Genomic DNA, 21639 nt, shown 5'->3' on the forward strand with positions numbered 1-21639 from the left:
GTATATGAAGTACCCTTCTCCCGCTGTTTTATTTAAGCGAATTAACCCTTCCGATAAAACGCTTTCATCCAATTCATCATTGTTTTAAACCTTATTACAATAAAAGCGTGTTTAAGATTTGCTATAACAAAGGCTAGTTATCATTGTGTCAATAAATAAAATTCATATTTTCCTTTTCCTCGCCCGCATTTATTCCCACTCGGGCGGATAAACAGCTTCTGGAAGTTCAATACCAATCTCCTCATAATAGCGAATTGCTCCAGGATGCATCGGATACTCTTCATTTCTCAGAATTGTTTCCGGATCTTCAGATTCTTGAGCTGATGCGTGGGTAGAAATCATTTGATCAATATTCTCATGATATGCTTTCACCAAATCATAGACAAATTCCTCATTCGCATCTTTTTGAACAACACCAAAATTAAACTGAGCTATGGTCTCCTCATCACTATCCAAGGAATCATACGTACCGGCCGGAATGACAAAATCCTCGAAATAAGGCAGTGCTTCTTTTACTGTTTCACGTTCTTCCCCATCGATACCATAAATGTTAATATCCATCTGTGTTTCTACCTCTGTTACCGCAGCAATTGGCATTCCTGCTGAAAAACCAATATGATCTAACTGCCCGTCAAGCATTTGAGATGCTAAATCACTTGCTCCTGCTGCAACCTGTTCACCTGTTTCAATACCAAGCGCATCATAAATCAATGGATTATATGTGCCCGGTGTACCGCCGGAAGGGCCTATACCAACCCGCTCTCCTTCATGTTCTGTAATGCTTGTGACGTCAGAATCTGCGCTGGACCACCAATGGAACGGTGTATCATACATTGGGAAGATAACACGAATATCATCATATTCTTTTTCAGCCCAATCCCCCTCATTATAATATCCTTCAAACAATGGTCCGGTTGTAACCATGCCAAGTTGAACATCGTCCACATCCAAAAGTTGAATATTGTGTACTGGTCCGCCTGTTACTTCTACATTTGACGTAACATCCAGATGATTTTCCAGCAATGTAGCTAAGCCGCCTCCCCAAATGTAATAGGTTCCGCCTTGTGAAGCTGTCCCAATAGTTACCGTAGATGGATAATCTTTTTCTTCAAACTCTCCATTATCTTCTCCACTTGCTTCTTCATCCCCACATGCCGCTAAAAATATAAGTCCTAATATAAATGCGAATAGATATAGCTTTTTTAAACCTTTCATAAGAAATCCCCCTTATATTTTTAAATATTCTGTCAAAAAAACTCAAAAATCTGGCTGTCGTACTTCTTCATTATCAGCTAACTCCAAGGTACTACGAAATAAATTTTCCAACTTAATTTTATTCCGCTTTGAAATCCAGTTCTAGAAAATCTAAGGATCAGATGGCGGTCTCTAAGAAGGCGTCCTTTACTTAAACTGCATGTTCAAAAAACTGCCCGCAGGTAATAGGTCTTTTTGATTAACTTCTTCAAACATTTCGACATTCTTCATCATGCAAATGGTATTCTATTAACTTCCCCCTTTATTCATACCTAAAATAGAATTGATGATATAAAGTGCTTACATTATTATAGGAAATATTTTCGGGATATTGTAGAACTGGATACAATTAATTGTAGAGCATAATAACTATTTTGTAAACTATTTTTAGAATTATTTGTTTTTATTAACTTAACTTGAAAATCTTATTATAGCACCGTTTGATATGCCTTCATCCTTTCATGAAATTAAAATCAATTTCTTTTACATATCAATTCATGGACCATTTCAATCATTCGGTTATATAATTCGAAATCTCTATTAAATTATTATCCGGATCTCGAATGTAAGAAGAAGTTATCGCTCCTAAAGCTCCTGTTCTTTTTACCGGACCTTCTTCAACTATCACTTCATAACTCTTCAAATGCTCTATCACATCTGAAATCGGCACATCGGTGATAAAACATAAATCAGCCGAGCCAGGCATAGGGTTTTTGCTTTTGGTTCAAATTCTTTACCAGCTTCATGCAGATTTATTTTCTGTCCCCCAAAACGCAGTGCTTTTCTTCCCTCTCCAAATGTAATAACTTCCATTCCTAGAACCTGGCTGTAAAATGCACAGGTTTTATCCATATTCTTTACAGTCAGCACTAAATGATCTAATTTAGAAATTTTCATTGCATCCTTCTTTTTTTCTATTTAAATACATGCTTCAAAAGCAGCTAAAGATTTCCTGGCCAATTAAACCGACTAACGCCAAATCATTCGGCACTGCTTTTAAATGCAGCTTGTGATTCCTTATACCAATCCCTTCCCTCTGCATCATTAATAACCATACAAGGGAAATCTTCTACTTCTAATTTCCGGATTGCTTCCGTACCTAAGTCTTCATATGCTACTAATTCAACAGCTCGGATGCGCTTGGCTAATAAAGCTCCTGATCCGCCTATTGCGGCAAAGTAAACAGCCTGTTTAGCAGAAATGGCATCTATCACTTCCTGACTGCGGTAACCCTTTCCAACCATTCCTTTTAATCCTTTTTCAAGCAAAAATGGTGTATACTTATCCATCCTGCTGCTGGTTGTCGGTCCGGCCGCCCCAATAACTTCTCCCTCTCGTGCCGGAGTCGGGCCAACATAGTAAATAACCTGATTGGTTAAATCTACAGGAAGTTTTTCTCCCTTCTCCAATTGCTCTGCCATCCGTTTATGTGCAGCATCTCTCGCAGTAAAAATGGTGCCGGTCAGCAATACCTGATCGCCGGCCTGCAGTGATTGGATGATTGTTTCATCTTGAAATGGCACATATATTTTTTTCGGAACCATACGCTCCCTCCTAAGTAAAAATAACGAATCAGATAACCAAATGCTTATGTCTGCTTGCATGACAATTTAAATTAACAGCGACTGGCAAAGCAGCAATATGGCAGGGGGCTGTTTCAATCTTTACATCTAATGTCGTTGTATTGCCGCCTAACCCCTGAGGTCCAATTCCTAATGCATTAATCGATTGAATTAATTCTTCTTCCAATTGAGCAATTTCTCTCTCCCTATGCCGTTCTCCAACTGGTTTAAATAAAGACTTTTTAGCCAGATACGCACAGCTTTCAAAATTTCCGCCGATGCCAATCCCTACCACTAAAGGCGGGCAAGCATTCGGCCCGGCATGCTTTACCGTATCCAGGATAAAGTTTTTTACTCCCTCCAGCCCATCACTTGGTGTAAGCATTTTAAGTGCACTCATATTTTCTGCTCCGCCGCCTTTCGCAGTCATTTGAATTTCTAATTTGTCTCCTTCTGTTAATTCAATATGAATCACAGCAGGTGTATTGTCTCCCGTATTTTTTCTGCTTAAAGGGTCATCCACAATCGAATATCGCAAGTCCCCCTCTTCATACCCTTGTTTAACCCCTTCATTAATTGCCTGATATAAGCTGCCGCCTGCAATATGACAATCCTGTCCAAGCTTTACAATAAATACGGAAACGCCCGTGTCCTGACACATTGGAACCCGATTTTCACTGGCAATATTGGCATTTTCAATTAATTGTGTCAGTACACCTTTACCTATATCTGAGGATTCTGTTTGAACTGCTTGCTCAAACGCCTGGATAACATCCTGCCCTAAATCATAATTCGCTTCCTGACAGAGCTCTTTTACACGATCAACAATCTCTTGGTAATGAATTTGTCTCAAGAGCAAGCCACTCCTTTTTATTTTCAATCCGGTTTCGCATCATTTCGCTGTCCTTTTTAATGGATTTATTTCACTTTTGCGAATTCAAATAGAGGCTCTATCGATTCAGCATTCTCTAATTGTAATAGGTTAGTGGATAGAACATGCTGCTCGTTCTCTGTTAAATCCGTTGTCAGGGACCGAAACTTCTCTAGAATCTCATCTACAGATAACTTATTCTCCGGATCTCCTTTTGGAAAGTCGATTTCCTTTTGAACCCGTTCTCCAGAGGTTAAATTCACTTCTGCGATGGCTCCCCATTTTCCGGGATAATGGTTTTGAATATCCTCATCTACGCTTACCTCGATACGCTGCATCAGAGCACGAACCGTTTTATCCCAAAGGGCGTCTTCATTAAACGTATCAACACTTCCCTTGCCTTTCAGCAAACTTACAGCTGTACAGAATTGCATGCTGAATTTAGAAGCATATATCGTATCTGGTTCAGGATTATCTGTAATATCGATGGCTACCTGATATGTTTTGACACGGATACTCTCCACATCCTCCAAACGAATATGCCGTTCTTTAGCCAAATCTATCATTAAATCCATCACATGATGTGTGTGCCTGCAGGAAGCATGGACCTTAAAGGAGTTTTCTAAGATTTTAAATTCCTCTCCCAGGCTCTCTGTTACGTTTGAAAGGGTATATTCCTCACTCATCGCTTCAAAAAAACCGCGTTTCCCTTCTAAAATCTGACTAGCTCCAGTAAAGTTTTTTTCTCCCAAAAGCGCACTGATGACACCATTCATTGCAGCTTTCCCTGGATGCAGCTGCTTTGACATCGCTCCATCCTCTATAAATTCCCATAAACCGGCAGCCTGTGTTCCTGCACTCCCAAGCGCATGAATAATTTGCTTTTTATCTAATCCCAGTAATTTGGCTGCCGCCGCTGCTGCGCCAAATGTCCCGCACGTTGCGGTATTATGCCAGTAATAATAATGTGACGGGGTAACCGCTTCCCCAATCCGGTAGCATACTTCATAGCCTATCACGATAGATTCAATAACATCTTTGCCAGAAAGATTTTTCCATTCCGCTACTGCTAATGCAGACGGGATGACAACTGTAGCTGCATGAATAATAGAGGCTTTATGAATATCGTCCTGCTCCATGATGTGACTTGCCGCTCCGTTCAATAATGCTGCATGCGTTACTGATGTTTCCCCACCTGTTATTAAAGAAGCCTGAGGCGTTCCTCCAAGTTCTTTTACCAATTCATCGATTTTTTGCACGGGATATTGGCTTGCTCCTGCAATCGCAGACGAAAAGTAATCTATGATGCATAGCTTGGTAAATTCAACCACTTCCTTTGGCAAATCCTCATAATCTGTATCAATAATATAGTCTGCAAGTTTTTCGCTTAATCCCACAGGAATAACCTCCTACTTTTTTATTTATCACACTTACTATTCAAAAAAAGGGGTTAATATGACCTCGGCATTCCAAGCACATGCTGTCCAAGGTAAGCGAGAATCAGATTATTGTTCACCGGGGCTACCTGATACATCCGCGTCTCCCTGAATTTACGCTCGACATCATATTCATCAACAAAACCGTTTCCTCCGAATGTATTGATGCAAACATTTGCTGCTTCCCAGCTTGCTTCACTGGACAAGAGCTTTGCCATATTGGCTTCTTCTCCGCAGACTTCGCCGGAATCAAATTTCTCTGCAGCTTCATAACGCAGAAGATCAGCTGCTTTAATAGATGCATAGGCACGTGCAATCGGAAATTGAACACCCTGATTCTGGCCGATTTTTCTGTCAAAGACTTCCCGTTCGTTTGCATAATCTACCGCTTTATCAATGAAAAAGTAACCGTCTCCAATCGTTTCTGCAGCAAGCAGAATTCGTTCTGCATTCATCCCGTCAAGTACGTATTTAAAACCTTTTCCTTCTTCCCCGATAATACAGTCATGCGGAACCTTCATCTCCTTATACCATACCTTATTGGTGGCGTAGTTGAACATGGTACGCACAGGTTCAACGACAAAGGAATCGGGCTGATTTTCTCTGACTTCACGTAAATCGACTAAAAAGAGGCTGATTCCATTTGATTTTTTATCTACCTGCCCGAGTGGCGTTGTTCTGGCTAATACGAGTATTAAATCAGATTGTAAAACACGGCTGGTCCAGTTTTTATGGCCCGTAATCACGTAGCCGTCCTCTGTTTTTTCAGCGAAGGTTTTGATTCCGGTCGTATTCGATCCTGCTTCCGGCTCGGTTATGGAAAAAGCCTGTAACCGAAGTTCTCCTTTGGCAATCCCAGGCAAGTATCTTTCCTTCTGATCCGGGCTTCCATGTCTTAATAATGCTCCCATCGTATACATCTGCGCATGACAAGCAGCTGCATGCCCGCCGGCCCGATGGATTTCTTCCAAAATAATGGTTGCTTCAGCAATCCCATATCCTTTTCCGCCATACTCCTGAGGAATCAATACGGATAAATAGCCTTCTTTGGTTAAGGCATCTACAAATTCATGCGGGTATTCATGAGGGACATCTAATTTTCTCCAATAAGCGTTTCCGAAAGATTCGCATAATTCACGTACAGATTCTCTTAATTCTTGTCGTTCTGTTTCATTCAATTGAATCGGCTTATCTGTTTGTTGTGCATCAATCATTCCGAACATCTCCTTTATACTTTTACACACTATCGAAACGCAGCTGTTCTATTTCTCCATACTTACTATTTGTTTTGCAGTTCTTTTTCCAGTACCTGTTCCAATAATTTATTCTCCCTTATCGGGGCAGAATCCTTTTTATAAATCATAAATGTTCGTTTAAATGTAATCACAACTTCTCCCCTTTGGTTATAACCGCTTGTTTTAACATTGACAATGCCAACATTGGGCCGGGATTTCGATTCACGTTTATCCTGCACTTCCGAATAGGAATAAATCGTATCTCCCTCAAACACCGGATTAGGCAGACGAACTTCATCCCAGCCTAAGTTTGCCATGGCATTCTGGGAGAGATCCGTCACAGACTGTCCTGTTACCAAAGCTATGGTAAATGTAGAATCGACTAGCGGTTTTCCAAATTCAGTCTGCTCCGAATAATAATCATCAAAATGAATCGGGTTTGTATTCTGTGTCAATAAGGTCATATAAATATTATCTGTTTTTGTTACCGTTCTTCCTAATGGATGCGAATAAATATCTCCTACTTCAAAATCCTCATAAAATCTGCCTTTCCAGCCTTCCTTTATACTCATTGTTATTCCTCCATTTTATTATATTTTTGATTGTGCCAATCCCAGCTCTTCTAAAATAGCTTCGGTATGCTCGCCAAGGTCTGGTATCGGATTCATCACATAATCTATTCCAGCCATAGTCACCGGCGGTTTTAGTGCAACAATTTCTCCTTGCGGTGTCTGGACCTGCTTCCAACGCTTGCGTGCTGTAAGCTGTGGATGCGCGAAGAAATCCTTCATCGTATTTAACCGTGCATTGGCTATTTTGGCCTCTTCTACCCTTTCAATAATTTGATCGGATGTAAATGCTTCAAACTTTGCTTCAATAATCTGTTTTAATTCGTCTTTGTTTGTTGACCGATCCGTATTTGTAATAAATCTAGCGTCTTCACTTAAAGCGGAATCTTCTAAAACAAACTCGCAAAAGCGCTTCCATTCTCTTTCATTTTGTAATCCAATAAATACAGTTTTGTTATCTCCGCATAGAAATGGTCCATACGGATAAATCGTTGCGTGGCTGGCTCCGGACCGTTGAGGCTCTTTTCCGCCATATGCCGCATAATAAGCAGGATAGCCCATCCACTCACCAAGTGCTTCAAGCATCGATACCTCCATAACAGTTCCTTTTCCTGTTTTCATCCGATTAAATAAAGCAGTCAGAACACCCGTATAGGCATACATTCCAGCAGCAATATCCGCGATTGAAATCCCTGCTTTTGACGGTGTTTCTTCACTGCCAGTTATTGAAACAAGTCCCGCCTCACATTGAACCAAGAGGTCGTATGCTTTCTTCTGTTCATAAGTACCGCCTTTTCCATATCCTGATATACTGCACACAATCAATTCGGGATGCTTCGCAGTTAACTCTTCCGGTGCAAAGCCCATTCTTTCAATTGCTCCAGGAGCTAAATTTTGAATCAATACATCCGCTTTTTTTATTAAACTGCCAAGTATCTCTTTTCCTTCATCTGATTTCAAATCAAGCTCCATTGACTCTTTTGAACGGTTGCACCAAACAAAATGGCTGGACATTCCATTCACCGTAGAATCATAGCCCCTGGCAAAGTCCCCGACATCCGGTCTTTCTATTTTAATGACCCTCGCTCCTAAATCTGCCAATTGCCTCGTAGCAAATGGAGCGGCGATTGCCTGCTCTAAAGCAACAACGGTGATTCCTTCTAATGGCACCATATCCTTCTCCCCCATTTCAAAAACATTCGTTCATTACATGTCAGCATGCGATAGTACCTTTCTTGCCCGTTCAACCACGGGAGCGTCAATCATCTTTCCATCTATCTCAAGCGCACCTTTTCCATTTTTTAAAGATTCTCCATACAAAGCAATAATTTTTTCTGCTTCTTTCACCTGCTCACGTGTAGGTGAAAAAGCATGATGTACAGGCGCAATTTGTTTTGGATGAATAAGCAGCTTCCCTTGGAATCCAGCACACTTTGCACGTTCCGTTTCCTTTTCTAATCCTGCTTCATCTTTAAAATCGACAAAAACAGAATCAACCGGCGGTTCTTTTCCCGCCGCTTTGGAAGCAATCACCAGCTGTGTTCGGGCATACATTAAATTTTCTCCCATTTCCCCTGCATCGATATGAAGGTCAAGCATAAAATCCTCCGCTCCGAAACAGAGACATAAAATCCGATTACTCGCACAGACGATTTCTTGGACATTCTGAATTCCGGAAGCGGTTTCAATTAATGGTACGATAGCAAGCGAGCCTTGTTCTAAACCATACTTTTCCTCCATTTGTCCAAGCAAATAAGCTGCGATGATAATATCGTGTTGATTATTCACTTTAGGCAGAACGATTCCAGAAAGATTCTCTGCGATAATTCCATCTAAGTCTTCTATAAAATAGGGTGTAGTTAAATCATTCACACGTACAAAATTCACTTGGTGACTTATCTTACAAATTGCTTCTTTCACTTTTTGTCTGGCTATTACTTTTTCATTCACTGGTACAGCATCTTCCAAATCATAAATAATCACATCGGCCTGAAAATCCTTTACTTTGTTCAGATTTTTTTCTTGATTTCCCGGAACAAATAGCCAAGATCTGTACATCAGAATCTCTCCTTTCCACGTATGTTTCATGGAAACTAATAAATAAGCATTTTCTATATTGGATATTGGATACAATTTAATAATAATATATACAATGCTTTCTGTAAATGTATTTTTTGATTTTTTTAAAATTTAAGTCTATGTTAACGACTCCCTATACTCTCTTATTCAAGCATACCTGTAATTTTCAGCAATAAGAAATTCAAGTCTGATTATGTATACGGGACAGAACAGAGTTAAACTTTTTCGTTCATCTATCCTTTAACGCTGCTTCTGTCCCTGCTTTTATCATGATATATGCAATAAACTAAATAGATTTTTTTAATGACAACCTTTTTACCATGGAGAAGAACAAAAACTCACACTGAATGAAGTTTCGTTTTATGGAAACTTCATTATATCTTAATAATAATTCTGGATGACTCCCCTTTCGCCAGCTTATCAAATCCTTCATTTATCTCTTCCAGCTTAATAATATCAGTAAGCAATTTATCAACCGGCAGCCTCCCTTGATTAAATAAGCGAATATAATTCGGAATATCCCGATCTGGAACACAGCTTCCTACATAGGATCCTTTAATACTTTTTTCTTCTGCAGTTAAACTCACATACGGAAAGGAAAAATGATGGTCCGGATGCGGTAATCCTGTTGTAACTGTCGTTCCGCCGCGTTTTGTTATTCCATAAGCCACCTCCATCGCTGGAACGGCTCCAGCAGTTTCAAATGCAAAATCCAGTCCACCATTCGTTGCTTCACGGATCTGTTCGATGACATCAGGGTCCTTCGAATTAAATGTATCCGTTGCACCCAGCTCCTTCGCTTGTTTTAATTTGGATTCATTGATATCTACAGCAACCACTCTGCTCGCACCTGCAGAGATTGCTCCCAGCAAAGCACTTAATCCAATTCCTCCAAGACCAATAATCGCAACAGTACTCCCTAATTTAATATTAGCCGTATTGACAACAGCACCCACGCCGGTAATCACAGCACAACCAAATAGTGCTAGTTTCTCAAAAGGAATCTCTTTAGGGACTTTAATTAATGAATTTCTTGATACGACGGCATATTCGGCAAAAGCGGATACGCCAACATGATGATGGATGGTTTCTTCCTTTTCGTGCATGCGAATTCCTCCGCCAATCAAGGTTCCTGCTGTATTGGATTCCGCTCCAGGTTCACATAATGCCGGACGGCCTTCCTTACAAGGGATACAGTGGCCACAGCTGGGGACGAAGACACAGACGATATGATCCCCTGCTTCTAAATCTGTTACCCCTTCTCCTGCTTCTACAACAACACCGGACGCTTCATGCCCCAGCGCCATCGGCAATGGTCTTGGTCTGCTGCCGTTAATAACCGATAAATCAGAGTGACAAAGGCTGGCCGCTTTTATTTGAATCAATACTTCTCCTAATTCTGGAGCATCTAATTCGACCGTTTCAATTTTAATTGGTTTGCTTTCTGCATAGGGTGTTTCAGCTCCAGAGGTTCGTAACACTGCTGTTTTCACATTCATGATTATCTACCCCTCATTCTATTTTTGTAAATTAGAACATTATATAGTTGTTCGATGCATCCGCGGGTATTGATAAGCCAATCATAAATACTAAAATCAATAGAGCTTTATACCAACAAATTTTGTATCCAGCATGTCTTCTATCGCATATTTAATTCCTTCTTTTCCAATCCCGCTATCTTTGATGCCTCCGTATGGCATATGGTCATAACGCCTGACGGATACTTCATTAATCCAGACTCCTCCTGTTTCAATGGCATCCGCCATACGCATGGCACGGTTGATATCACGTGTAAATACGCCGGCATGCAGCCCTAAATCCGTATCATTTGCATAGGCAACGACTTCTTCTTCCGTAGAAAAGGGAATGACACTTACAATTGGAGCAAAGACTTCCATGCAAACGACCTTCATATTGGGAGTAGTGCTTCCAATGATTGTCGGCTCTAAAACTGCTCCTTTTCGATGTCCTCCGGTTAATAATGCCGCGCCTTGTGCCACAGCTTCTTCTATCCACGACTGTGCCCGTTCTGCTGCTTCTTCTGTAATCATCGGGCCTAATTCTGTCGACTCTTCACGTGGATCGCCAAGCTTTAGAGCTTCTGCTGCTGCAACTAATTTTTCTGTAAATGCCTGATAGACACTGTCGTGGACATACACCCTCTGTGCAGAAACACATGCCTGACCGGCAAAGGTATAACCGCCTTGCAGGATGGATTGGACAGCAATATCTAAATCCCCATCCTCAAAAATAATATTGGGAGCATTGGATCCTAATTCAAGTGTTACTTTTTTCTTTTTCGCCATTTCGTGAATTTTCCAGCCGACTGCTCCGCTTCCCGTAAACGTCACTTTTTTTACATCTTTATGGGTTACCAGCGGTTCTACAAGCTGCTGTCCCGGCCCCATCACAATATTCAACGCCCCTTTCGGCAGCCCTGCCTCTTCCAATACGTGATAAAGCATCATCGAAGATAACGGTGTTTTTTCTGCTGGTTTAAGAACGACTGTATTCCCGGCTGCTATGGCAGGTGCAATCTTATGAAGCGCAAGATTTAATGGAAAGTTAAAGGGAGTAATTGCTGCAACTACCCCTAGCGGTACACGCTTTGTGATCCCGATTTGATGTTCTCCGCCGATGGCACTATCCATTGGAATCTGTTCACCATAAATCGACTTTGCCCCTTCTGATGCAAAGCGCAGCACTTGAATCGCCCGAATAACCTCCCCGCGGCTTTCGTTGATTGGTTTCCCAGCCTCCAGCGTCAATATATCAGCAAATGCTCCTTCTTGTTCTTCCAAGCGTTCAGCAGCTTTCCGCAAAATAGCAGAGCGTTCATGTGCCGGCATCTTCTTCATAATTTGAACAAAAGTCTGCTGTGCAGTATCAATGGCGTCATGCACATCCTCTGTGGTTGCACATGCTATTTTTCCAATAACCTCCCCATTATATGGATTGGTTACAGCCAGTTCTTCTCTTTCTCCATTTCTTTCTTCTCCATTAATGATGGACCCGGTAATATTTTCATGGATATCAATCATCGTCGTCCCCTCCTTGCCATGCTTTCATAAACAAGCCTCATGACGTTGCTGCATACAGGTCATAAGGCTGTTTATTCTGATTATCGATTACTCATAAAATCCTTCTGTCGATTTTACAAACTCCCTAAATTGCTTGGCATCATGCCCAAACCAGACCTGAGAATTTGTCCTTTCCGCATATTTTCTAATTTTTTCTACCGCATTTAAATATCCGACTGAATCATAAATAATTCCTGGCGGCTTTACAGGAGGACCAAAGCTTTCCGAGGTATAGACTGCATCGGAAGCTAAAATAATTCCTCCCTCACCCGGTAATTCTACATGCAGGCCAAGCAAGCCCCATGCATGTCCGGGACCAAAGTTCAGAATTTTAACCCCTTTCGCCAGCTCCAGTTCATCTTCATTCGGCATAACCGTTTTCCATTTTAAATCATTGGTAATCCAGGCATTGATATCTGCCCAAATGTAAGCTCCCATGTCTTTGGTCATCGCATACTGCTTCATGGTTTTCGAGAGCTCTGTGTCATGGACGATAATGGTTGCATTTGTAAATAATTCCAAACACCCTGCATGGTCTAAATGTAAATGCGAAGCAACTACATATTTAATATCCTCCGGGCGGGTGTTCAATTGTTCTAACCGGTTGATTAAATAGCAGGATTCATCCTGAAAGGACGGAAACATTTTTTGCACGCCCTCCGGCCAGCGCCCCTCTTCTCCCATACCGTCCGGATTACATCCCGTGTCAAACAGGATTTTACCTTCCGGATGATCAATTAACACTGCATATACTGGAAATTCCACAAACTCGGCTGGCGGACTGGGATTATCCACGCTTGCCGGATTGTGCATGGCAATCATATAATTTTTATCCATTTTCATGGTGCCTGTGTCCAAAACAAATAACTTTGGTTTACTCATAAGTCACCCTCCATGTGTTAAATAGATTTTTATTTCTCACCTGATTCTGTTGACTGTTAAAACCAAAATCCAGACGCATAACCCAGCAGTACATTTATATTTAGCCGCTATCACCACCCATAATAATGGTTCCTCTCGTTACCTCTCTTGCTGCCGATTTATCCAATGCTGTTTTAATATCTTCTAATGTAAACGCGGCATCCAGCAATTTATCAAAAGGATATATATCCTTTGTCTGTGAAAGAAATAGCAGAGCCTTACTTAAATACCAAGGGTTATACCTGACAACAGGGATAATCTGAATCGATTTTCTGGTTAGCAGACCTGGATCAAACTCGACCAGCTTTCCAGGTGTTATATTTCCAATCGTGACATATTTACCTCCTGGTCTGATAAAGTGGATACCTTCTGCAAAGGCGGCAGGAACGCCGGCGACTTCTAAAGCAACATCAGCTCCTATTCCATTGGTTAAATCTAAAATAGCATTCGTTCGGTCTTCCACCGTCTCATAGTCATTTATATTTATTGTATAATCCGCTCCAAATTTCTTTGCCTGCTGTAATCTGCTCTCTACTCCATCTATCACAATCACCGTTGCTCCCCGTTCTTTTGCAACAGCTGCCGCATTTAAACCAAGTCCTCCAGCCCCTTGAATGACAATCGATTGATTAAAGGAAATACCAGACTTATCTAAGCCAAAATAAACCTGCGATAAGGCACAGTTGGCACTTGCAGCTGCGGCATCGGATACATCGTCAGGGACTTTATAAAAATACTGATTCGGATGAATATAATAATGGGACGCGAATGTACCATGGAAATGCGGCATTGCCTCTGGCTGCATATTCCAGAAATCATAGGCATGCTCACATAAATGAAAGTGTCCCTCCCGGCAGGCAGCGCATTTTAGACACGTAATATAATAGGCGGAAACAATACGGTCACCTATTTTTACGGGACTGCCTGCATAATCGTTTCCACGCCTTCTCCAAGCGCATATACTTCCCCAACCATTTCATGCCCGAGCACGCCCCGTTTCTTCGTCGGATGCAGCCCTTTCCATATATGCAATTCAGAACCACAGATATTGGACCGCCGTACCTTTAATAAAACCGCTCCTTTCTCTACCTTTGGAAGCTTATATTCCTTATAGCTTAACTTTTCCGGCTCTTCCATCACAGCTACTCTTCCGTATTGCTCCTCCGATTCCTGTCCCATTATTCATATCCTCCTTTGTAATAGATGAATTTACTTCATAACTGCTAATAAAACAGGTATTCCATTTTTTGAAGCGCTTTCATTTACAAACAACAAAACTTTTTGGATATTGTAACTTTGGATACAATTAAATTCTATGATATATTATTTGATTTGTAAACTATCTTTTGAATTTTTTGTTTTTATTTTACTCTATGGCAAACGATTCTCTTTGAATACAAAAAAGAGTGAAGTTTATCCTCTCTGATATTCTCCACTCTTTGAATCTATTAATGGCTCTGATTTCATGCTTTTATAAATGTTGTTATTTTATTTCTCCAATATAGCAAGCAGCTCTTCCCCAGTCCGTTGAATGTGCTTTGCAAGTGCGTCCGAAGCCTTTTCAGCATCTCCGTTTTCAATTGCTTCTAAAATCGTCGCATGTTCTTTATTTGATTTTTGAATTTGACCGGGAATGATTTGCGGCGTATCCAATGCAAAGCCCATGGAAATGGTATCAATAAAGCTTACTAAGCGGGAGCTGTCACAACGGCTGATCAACACTTTATGAAATTTCGCATTATTTTCGACATAGGCTTCATTGGATGCAGTATTCAGCATCGATTGATGAAATTCCGATAAGGTTTTGAGATCTGCTTGGGTAAAATGCTCCATACTTTTCTTTAATGCCAACGCTTCTAGAACGGAGCGTAATTCATATATCTCTTGAATATCCGCTTTCTTTATCTCCCGGACGACCGCTCCCTTATGCGGCTCCATGGTAATAAGTCCCTCCAGCTCTAATGTTCGAAGCGCCTCTCTAATTGGCATACGACTTACCCCAATAAGTGAAGCAAGCTCGGTTTGCACCAAACGTTCTCCCGGTTTAAAGTCTCCTTTAAGGATTGCTTGCCGTAACACACTGCATACACGATTATGCAGCATTTCTCTATCACCGATTTCTAAATTTATATGATCAGGCATAAGCTTATCTCCTATTCTCCATTTTGAATATTGTATCCACATATTATAGCAAATGAAGAATCTAAATAAAAGATTTTACTTTTTTAAAAATTTACTAAACTAAAATTAAATAAAAGAAATGAAACAACGATTAAGTTTTCCACTGTGAAATCTTCGTTCTCGTACATATCAGAAAATCTTAACAGAGCATCTTAATCTCCAATAATACTCAACGAAAAATTCCCACACTTTCCCAAATACCAAGGAAATTTATGTTATGATTAGTAGATTATTATAGTTACAGAAAGAGAGGCGGAGATATGGGCGAAATACCAACTAATTCTAAAAGTATTTTTGTTTTGATCACATTTCTTTTCATAACAATCGGTTTTACATGGCTGTATATCCATTTCAGCAGCACTATTAAAGATGAACCAGTGGAAGAAACGATTGAATTAAAATACAGCAAAAAAGGATTGTATTTATACCCGCGTTATGAAATCCTTGTCTCCAATTCAGATCGGCCAAGCACCGTATCTAAAGAGCAATTTGAATCGATTGAAGCAGGAGATACGATTTCTGGATACATGAAAAACAAAGATACCTTTGTAACAGAAAAAGACATTCAGTTTGAAAAACTATTAGGGATTCCGATTCTTATTGCTTTATATCTAGTTGTGTTCATCTTTGGTGCTGGCTTACTGAAAAATACAACATTTATTAAAAATAAGCTGGCCTATAAAAACATCGTGCAAAAAATATTTATGACAAGCCTTTTAACGCTTTTAGGGCTCTATCTTCTGACAGGGTTAATTCTCATTGCACTAATAACAACAAATATTTTTCATAAAATAAATCCATGGAATCAAACAGAAGTAACAGCGACTGTTTTAGGCGGAGACCATAATGAAACACGATCACAAAGAGGTGCTTCTTACACAACATATGAGCTATTCCTTCATTTTCAAGATCAAGAAGGGAACGATTACATAACCAAAAAAGCAGTCACCGGTACGACATATAATAAATATGATTTGGGCGAAAGCATTCCACTGATTTATCGTAATAATAACGCAGATGATACCTTTATCGCTACGAAAAGTGCCAACGAAATCTGGCCTGCCTTTTTGAATTTATATACTTTTTTTATCGGCTTTTATTTATTTTCCGTATTTGCCATGATTAGAGGATGGCGTAAAAAGAAAAAACGGCAGCAAGAGAAGGATACTGCGCTTCATAATACGATTTGAGACTTGCATGGAATAACTTGACAAGGCTGGTTAGCCAGCTTTATCAAGTCATTCTGCAAATACTTCTCCCTTTGATTTTTTTATTGTATAATAAAGCGTAATCCTATCTATACTCAACTGCCAGGACAGTAGTTTTAATCAATTTACGCTTATATCAATAAATTCGTATTTATTTGTGAATCACGTCACAAATAAATGGAAGGGGAGAAGATAAGTGCAACGACAAATGAAAATGGGGACGATGATTCATGGTGTAGGAGAAAAAATGTCTGATTGGAGACATCCTGAGCTACCGTCAGATGCAAGTGTCAGCCTTAAATTTTATATAGAACAGGCGCAAAAGGCTGAAGAAGGTAAATTTGATTTTGTTTTTATTGCGGATGCGTTACACATTAATGAGCATTCTAATCCACATTATTTGAATCGTTTCGAGCCGCTTACGATTTTATCTGCGCTGGCAGCTGTTACCTCACATATTGGATTGGTTGGCACATTATCAACAACCTATAGCGAGCCTTTTTCAGCAGCACGCCAGTTTGCCTCTCTGGATATGATCAGCGGTGGCAGAGCGGGCTGGAATGTGGTCACATCAGGCCTTGAAAAAACAGCCTTGAATTTTAGCCAAGAGGTAAAAGATCATCCTGATCATGCGGCGCGTTATAGAAAGGCATCAGAATATATCGATGTGATGCAAGGGTTATGGAAAAGCTGGGAAGATGACGCGTTTATAAGGGATAAAGAAACAGGAATATTTATGTATAAGGAAAAAATGCATGAATTAAACCATGCTGGAGAGTTTTTCTCGGTTAAAGGGCCGTTGAATATCGGCCGCTCTAGACAAGGTGAACCAGTGATTTTTCAGGCAGGCTCTTCTGCTGATGGGAAGGATTTAGCAGCGAAAAAAGCGGATACCGTATTTGCAATCATCCCATCTATAACAAAAGCTCAAAACTATTACCATGATTTGAAACAGCGCGTCGAACAATATGGAAGAAATCCAGAAGATGTGTTTGTCATGCAAGGAATCTCACCTATTATTGGCAAAACAGATAAGGAAGCTGAGGCAAAATATCAAGAACTCGCTCGTTTAGTAGAGATAGACCAGGCACTGGCATTTCTCAGCAGACTGTTTGAATTTCATGATTTTTCAACATATCCGCTAGACGAACTCTTCCCTGATGTCGGAGATCTAGGGAAGAACAGTTTTAGAAGTGATACAGACCGAATCAAGCAGGAGGCAATCGAGGAAAGCCTTACGCTGCGTGAAGTAGCTTTACGTGAAGCAACACCTCGGCCGCTTTTTATGGGAACGCCTGAAAAAGTAGCGGACCTGATGGAAGAATGGTTTGAATCACGTGCGACTGATGGATTTATCATTATTGCTAATTTGCCAAGTTATCTGGGAGACTTTATTGATGCGGTTGTGCCTATTCTGCAGGAACGGGGCCTTTTTCGAAAGAACTATGAAGCAAATACATTGCGTGAAAATCTTGGACTACGTATTCCAAGACACTGTTCTATGACAGAGATTTCCAGATAAGGGTAGATTTATATTCGATGCTTCATTTGTAACACTGCTTTTTTACGCTTTTAATGAATGAAGAAGCAAAACAGATTTATAAATAAATTGGAATAAAGAGGAAGATATAGGCAGATACACTGTGCTTGTCTTCCCCTTTATATACTTCACGCTCATAGAGGGCAATTTAAAGAAAATGACTGTGGATAGAATTCAGCATGCTCACTGTTTATTATTAAAATAAAAAGTGCCAAAACCCTATTATCAAGGATTTTGACACTTCATGAAACTAGTCGATAAAACTAAAATGGAGACGGAGGGAGTCGAACCCTCGTCCAGAGATATCGCCACTCAAGTATCTACACGCTTAGTTGGTATATTATCATTCGCTCACATGTCGGCCTGCCAACAGGCTTCCATGGAGCTAGTCTGATTCAGTTCTTCTGCCCATCCTCAGACGGTGGATAGCAGTATAGCCCGCTTCATTTGAGACCCTTCAATCTGCCACACGGGCGATGGCAGGAAGGATCGTTTTAGGCTACTTACGCAGCTGCTAAAACAGGTTGATTGTTTTCTTTGCCAGTTATATTTAGGCGTAACGTTTTACGAGCCGTAACCTCGACGTGCAACTTGAGCTCAATCTATCCCTGTCGAATCCGTAACGTCCCCGTATCATAAAAAACACAGGGAATAATTAAGCAAACTTAAATTATTCAACTGTACCCTGCTATCCTGATAGCAGCTGTTTTTTTCACAGCATACCACGAATAGGGTACCTTTCATTATAACAAACCATACCTAATTGTCAAGTATGCTCCGGATTACCGCATATGATCTTTAATGGCCCTGTCCACATCCCGTTTCATTTGTTTACGTTTCAGGTCTTCACGCTTGTCGTATTTCTTTTTCCCTCTTCCAAGACCAATTAATACTTTTGCATAGCCATTTTTAATATAAATCTTTAATGGAACTAATGCATAGCCCTGCTGCTGGGTTAAGCCGATTAATTTATCAATTTCCTTCCGATGAAGCAGCAGCTTTCTTGAACGGGTCGGGTCGTGATTATACCGGTTCCCCTGCTCATATTCGGCAATATGCAGGTTCACTAATTGCACTTCCCCTTTTCTGTCGATTCGCGCATGGGCGTCCTTAATATTTACTCTGCCATTCCGAATAGACTTGATTTCTGTCCCCTGCAGGACAATGCCTGCCTCGTAGGTTTCTTCAATAAAATAATCGTGGGAAGCTTTTTTATTTTGTGCAATGGTTTTTCCATTTCCTTTTGGCATTTGAAATCATCCTCTTCCATCGAACTTTGAAAAGTTCTTATTCACTCAAAAAGAAATTCATTTCTCCATGAATGAATCCTCATTATAGTTTACCAAAAAATACGCCTTATCTCAAAGCTTTCACATAATTAAAACGTTTCTATCGCTGTGCGAAAAAAACGATAAAATCTCCTGAAAGAGATTCTATCGTTTCGGTTTATTCTTTTTCTTGTTTTTGGGTTTTGCTTTGCCTTTGCCCTTTGGCTTGCTTTTGGATTTTTCGTTGTTCTTTCCAGGAGATTGGATAACTCTTCCTGCGGGCTTCTGCTTTCTTTCCTTCCGGCGCGGAGAACCTAAGGATGTCAATTCGAAGTCGACCGTGTATTCTTCTAAGTTTACATCAGCCACTTTAATATCGACCTCATCGCCGACGCGGAATACTTTGGCCGTCCGCTCGCCGATCATCGCCTGACTGCGTTCATCATAATGATAATAATCATCTGTCAAATAGCTGACATGAACCAGTCCTTCTACCGTATTTTCCAGTTCCACAAACATGCCAAAATTCGTTACCGAGCTGATAATACCAGTAAATTCTTCGCCGATTTTATCTTTCATAAATTCCGCTTTCTTCATATTATCGGTATCACGCTCTGCATCGACAGCCCGGCGTTCCATTTCAGAAGTATGACGGGCGATTTCCGGCATTCTGTCCTTCCAGTGCATCATCGTTTTCTTATCGATTTTCTTCTCAATCAAATAAGTGCGGATTAACCGATGCACAATTAAATCTGGGTAACGACGGATTGGCGACGTGAAATGGGTATAAAAATCCGTTGCCAGGCCAAAGTGACCCACGCTTTGCGGAGAATATTTTGCCTGCTGCATCGAACGCAGCATTAATTTAGATACAATCATTTCCTCAGGGTCATCTTTAATTGATTCTAATACCTTTTGCAGCTGCTGAGGATGAACCTCGTTAGCCGTTCCTTTGACAGAAATGCCCAGACCAGCTAAGAATTCATAGAATTTCTCCAGCTTCCCTTCATCCGGCTCCTCATGGATACGGTGGATAAATGGGACATCCATCCAATGGAAATGCTCTGCAATTGTTTCATTCGCTGCCAGCATAAATTCTTCAATTAATTTTTCTCCGACAGAACGCTCACGAATAACCACATCGGTCGGATGGCCTTTTTCATCAACGAGTACCTTTGCTTCTTTAAAATCAAAGTCAATGGCGCCGCGGCCAAAGCGTTTTCCGCGTAAAATAGCTGCCAGCTTTTCCATATTCTCAAACATTGGAACAAGCGGCTCATATTTTTGGCGCAGCTCTTCATCCTTGTCGACTAAAATTTTGTTTACATCGGTGTAAGTCATTCGCTCATTCGAATTAATCACACTTTGGAAAATTTCATGGTTAACGACTTGTCCGCTTGTATTGATTTCCATCTGACAGCCAAGTGTCAGCCTGTCCACCTGGGGATTAAGCGAGCATATCCCATTTGATAAACGGTGAGGAATCATCGGAATCACGCGGTCAACTAAATAAACACTTGTTCCCCGCTCAAAGGCTTCCTTATCCAGTGGCGTACCTTCTTCCACATAATGACTGACATCAGCAATATAAACCCCAAGCTGGTAATTTCCATTATCAAGACGTTTGACGCTTACCGCATCATCTAAATCCTTGGCATCTGCACCGTCAATCGTAACGACGACCTCATCGCGCAGATCCTTTCTCCCTTGGATATCATCCGGGTCAATTTCTTCAGGAACTTTATTTGCCTGCTCGATAACTTCTTCTGGAAAATCAATCGGGATTCCATGCTTATAAATAATGGAGAGAATATCAATTCCCGGATCATTTTTATGACCAAGAATCTGGATAATTTCTCCTTCTGCACTTTTTCTTCCCTCCGGATATTTGGTAATGCGGGCGAGTACTTTATGACCGTCAATCGCTCCATGGGTATGTCCTTTAGAAATAAAAATATCATTTGGAATCCGCTTGTCATCCGCGATAACAAATCCAAAGGAACGATTATCTTCAAATGTACCGACTACGGTGACGACTGCTCGTTCCAGAATACGAATAACCTTTCCTTCCGGGCGCGTGTCCTCCGTATCCTTTTTTTCCAGGCGGACGAGCACTTTATCCTTATTCATGGCAGAGCCCATATCATTTGCATGGATATACACATCTGTTTGGTCTTCATCTTCCGGAATCAGAAAAGCAAAGCCCTTGGCATGCATTTGGAGAGTTCCTTTGACCAAATTCATTTTATCCGGCAGTCCAAATCGATTTTTTCTGGTACGGACAAGGTCTCCCTCTAATTCCAGTTCATTTAAAGCGACAACCAGCTCCTTAAACGCCTCTGCGTTTTCTAAAGCCAGCGCCTCTTCTAATTCTTGGACAGACAAGGGTTTCGTGCTGTTCTCTTTAATATAATCTAAAATGCGTTCTTTCATAA

Annotated in this window: 18 protein-coding genes, 1 other RNA gene and 1 pseudogene; 2 read left to right on the forward strand and 18 right to left on the reverse strand. The window is 40.7% G+C overall.

Features of this window, described 5'->3' with window-relative positions:
- Window positions 1-189 precede the first annotated feature (189 nt).
- The 15 genes and pseudogenes from ACFO3P_RS13835 to ACFO3P_RS13905 form a co-directional block, all read right to left on the reverse strand.
- Complete coding sequence (locus ACFO3P_RS13835; protein WP_042530465.1) at window positions 190-1215, reverse strand: TAXI family TRAP transporter solute-binding subunit; 1026 nt, start codon at window positions 1213-1215, stop codon at window positions 190-192.
- Between the two features lie 550 nt (window positions 1216-1765).
- Window positions 1766-2151 (reverse strand): annotated as a pseudogene (locus ACFO3P_RS13840) (VOC family protein).
- A gap of 83 nt (window positions 2152-2234) precedes the next feature.
- Window positions 2235-2798, reverse strand: coding sequence for a Fe-S-containing hydro-lyase (locus tag ACFO3P_RS13845; protein ID WP_193063523.1), 564 nt, complete (start codon window positions 2796-2798; stop codon window positions 2235-2237).
- Between the two features lie 28 nt (window positions 2799-2826).
- On the reverse strand, window positions 2827-3669 hold the full coding sequence (locus tag ACFO3P_RS13850; RefSeq protein WP_193063521.1) for a fumarate hydratase: 843 nt from the start codon (window positions 3667-3669) through the stop codon (window positions 2827-2829).
- 65 nt (window positions 3670-3734) lie between these two features.
- Complete coding sequence (locus ACFO3P_RS13855; protein ID WP_289584341.1) at window positions 3735-5084, reverse strand: MmgE/PrpD family protein; 1350 nt, start codon at window positions 5082-5084, stop codon at window positions 3735-3737.
- Window positions 5085-5137: 53 nt separating this feature from the next.
- The gene (locus tag ACFO3P_RS13860; RefSeq protein WP_193063517.1) at window positions 5138-6337 is read right to left on the reverse strand and encodes an acyl-CoA dehydrogenase family protein; all 1200 of its coding nucleotides are present in this window, start codon (window positions 6335-6337) and stop codon (window positions 5138-5140) included.
- A gap of 65 nt (window positions 6338-6402) precedes the next feature.
- On the reverse strand, window positions 6403-6930 hold the full coding sequence (locus ACFO3P_RS13865) for a MaoC family dehydratase (RefSeq protein ID WP_193063515.1): 528 nt from the start codon (window positions 6928-6930) through the stop codon (window positions 6403-6405).
- Between the two features lie 18 nt (window positions 6931-6948).
- The gene (locus ACFO3P_RS13870) at window positions 6949-8100 is read right to left on the reverse strand and encodes a CaiB/BaiF CoA transferase family protein (protein ID WP_193063513.1); all 1152 of its coding nucleotides are present in this window, start codon (window positions 8098-8100) and stop codon (window positions 6949-6951) included.
- A 33-nt stretch (window positions 8101-8133) separates the two neighbouring features.
- Window positions 8134-8985 carry an HpcH/HpaI aldolase/citrate lyase family protein gene (locus tag ACFO3P_RS13875; RefSeq protein ID WP_193063511.1) on the reverse strand — a complete coding sequence of 284 codons (852 nt, stop codon included), beginning with the start codon at window positions 8983-8985 and terminating at the stop codon, window positions 8134-8136.
- Window positions 8986-9380: 395 nt separating this feature from the next.
- Window positions 9381-10505 carry a zinc-dependent alcohol dehydrogenase family protein gene (locus tag ACFO3P_RS13880; protein ID WP_042530449.1) on the reverse strand — a complete coding sequence of 375 codons (1125 nt, stop codon included), beginning with the start codon at window positions 10503-10505 and terminating at the stop codon, window positions 9381-9383.
- A 96-nt stretch (window positions 10506-10601) separates the two neighbouring features.
- On the reverse strand, window positions 10602-12047 hold the full coding sequence (locus ACFO3P_RS13885; protein WP_042530447.1) for an aldehyde dehydrogenase family protein: 1446 nt from the start codon (window positions 12045-12047) through the stop codon (window positions 10602-10604).
- A gap of 87 nt (window positions 12048-12134) precedes the next feature.
- Window positions 12135-12968 carry an AhlS family quorum-quenching N-acyl homoserine lactonase gene (gene ahlS, locus ACFO3P_RS13890; protein WP_193063509.1) on the reverse strand — a complete coding sequence of 278 codons (834 nt, stop codon included), beginning with the start codon at window positions 12966-12968 and terminating at the stop codon, window positions 12135-12137.
- 100 nt (window positions 12969-13068) lie between these two features.
- Window positions 13069-13968: a zinc-binding dehydrogenase gene (locus ACFO3P_RS13895; RefSeq protein ID WP_354005202.1), complete on the reverse strand. Its 900-nt coding sequence runs from the start codon at window positions 13966-13968 to the stop codon at window positions 13069-13071.
- On the reverse strand, window positions 13920-14186 hold the full coding sequence (locus ACFO3P_RS13900) for an alcohol dehydrogenase catalytic domain-containing protein (protein WP_264299290.1): 267 nt from the start codon (window positions 14184-14186) through the stop codon (window positions 13920-13922). The genes ACFO3P_RS13895 and ACFO3P_RS13900 overlap by 49 nt, the downstream gene beginning before the upstream one ends.
- Window positions 14187-14495: 309 nt before the next feature.
- A complete protein-coding gene (locus tag ACFO3P_RS13905; RefSeq protein ID WP_042530443.1) occupies window positions 14496-15149 on the reverse strand; it encodes a GntR family transcriptional regulator in 654 nt (217 codons plus the stop codon).
- A gap of 299 nt (window positions 15150-15448) precedes the next feature.
- Here ACFO3P_RS13905 and ACFO3P_RS13910 point away from each other — a divergent pair, with 299 nt between their 5' ends.
- Window positions 15449-16378 (forward strand): DUF3592 domain-containing protein, encoded by a 930-nt coding sequence (locus ACFO3P_RS13910; RefSeq protein WP_042530441.1) that lies wholly within the window; start codon window positions 15449-15451, stop codon window positions 16376-16378.
- Between the two features lie 226 nt (window positions 16379-16604).
- Window positions 16605-17918, forward strand: a complete 1314-nt coding sequence (locus ACFO3P_RS13915) for an LLM class flavin-dependent oxidoreductase (protein ID WP_193063671.1) — start codon at window positions 16605-16607, stop codon at window positions 17916-17918.
- A gap of 284 nt (window positions 17919-18202) precedes the next feature.
- On the opposite strand, the gene ssrA is transcribed toward ACFO3P_RS13915, so the two are convergent.
- From ssrA to rnr, 3 genes are all read right to left on the reverse strand, one after another.
- Window positions 18203-18566: a transfer-messenger RNA gene (ssrA, locus tag ACFO3P_RS13920) on the reverse strand.
- 152 nt (window positions 18567-18718) lie between these two features.
- Window positions 18719-19186, reverse strand: coding sequence for an SsrA-binding protein SmpB (smpB, locus tag ACFO3P_RS13925; RefSeq protein WP_040978930.1), 468 nt, complete (start codon window positions 19184-19186; stop codon window positions 18719-18721).
- Between the two features lie 183 nt (window positions 19187-19369).
- Window positions 19370-21637, reverse strand: a complete 2268-nt coding sequence (rnr, locus tag ACFO3P_RS13930) for a ribonuclease R (RefSeq protein WP_193063395.1) — start codon at window positions 21635-21637, stop codon at window positions 19370-19372.
- Window positions 21638-21639: the final 2 nt, after the last annotated feature.

It is taken from the genome of Oceanobacillus aidingensis, assembly GCF_042654105.1.
Lineage (GTDB): Bacteria > Bacillota > Bacilli > Bacillales > Amphibacillaceae > Oceanobacillus > Oceanobacillus oncorhynchi.

What these genes read in the sequence shown, in the direction of transcription:
- ACFO3P_RS13835 (WP_042530465.1), bottom strand. Translation starts at nt 1,215, where the DNA reads ATGAAAGGTTTAAAAAAGCTATATCTATTCGCATTTATATTAGGACTT.
- ACFO3P_RS13845 (WP_193063523.1), bottom strand. Translation starts at nt 2,798, where the DNA reads ATGGTTCCGAAAAAAATATATGTGCCATTTCAAGATGAAACAATCATC.
- ACFO3P_RS13860 (WP_193063517.1), bottom strand. Translation starts at nt 6,337, where the DNA reads ATGATTGATGCACAACAAACAGATAAGCCGATTCAATTGAATGAAACA.
- ACFO3P_RS13865 (WP_193063515.1), bottom strand. Translation starts at nt 6,930, where the DNA reads ATGAGTATAAAGGAAGGCTGGAAAGGCAGATTTTATGAGGATTTTGAA.
- ACFO3P_RS13870 (WP_193063513.1), bottom strand. Translation starts at nt 8,100, where the DNA reads ATGGTGCCATTAGAAGGAATCACCGTTGTTGCTTTAGAGCAGGCAATC.
- ACFO3P_RS13875 (WP_193063511.1), bottom strand. Translation starts at nt 8,985, where the DNA reads ATGTACAGATCTTGGCTATTTGTTCCGGGAAATCAAGAAAAAAATCTG.
- ACFO3P_RS13880 (WP_042530449.1), bottom strand. Translation starts at nt 10,505, where the DNA reads ATGAATGTGAAAACAGCAGTGTTACGAACCTCTGGAGCTGAAACACCC.
- ACFO3P_RS13885 (WP_042530447.1), bottom strand. Translation starts at nt 12,047, where the DNA reads ATGATTGATATCCATGAAAATATTACCGGGTCCATCATTAATGGAGAA.
- ahlS (WP_193063509.1), bottom strand. Translation starts at nt 12,968, where the DNA reads ATGAGTAAACCAAAGTTATTTGTTTTGGACACAGGCACCATGAAAATG.
- ACFO3P_RS13900 (WP_264299290.1), bottom strand. Translation starts at nt 14,186, where the DNA reads ATGGGACAGGAATCGGAGGAGCAATACGGAAGAGTAGCTGTGATGGAA.
- ACFO3P_RS13905 (WP_042530443.1), bottom strand. Translation starts at nt 15,149, where the DNA reads ATGCCTGATCATATAAATTTAGAAATCGGTGATAGAGAAATGCTGCAT.
- ACFO3P_RS13910 (WP_042530441.1), top strand. Translation starts at nt 15,449, where the DNA reads ATGGGCGAAATACCAACTAATTCTAAAAGTATTTTTGTTTTGATCACA.
- ACFO3P_RS13915 (WP_193063671.1), top strand. Translation starts at nt 16,605, where the DNA reads ATGAAAATGGGGACGATGATTCATGGTGTAGGAGAAAAAATGTCTGAT.
- smpB (WP_040978930.1), bottom strand. Translation starts at nt 19,186, where the DNA reads ATGCCAAAAGGAAATGGAAAAACCATTGCACAAAATAAAAAAGCTTCC.
- rnr (WP_193063395.1), bottom strand. Translation starts at nt 21,637, where the DNA reads ATGAAAGAACGCATTTTAGATTATATTAAAGAGAACAGCACGAAACCC.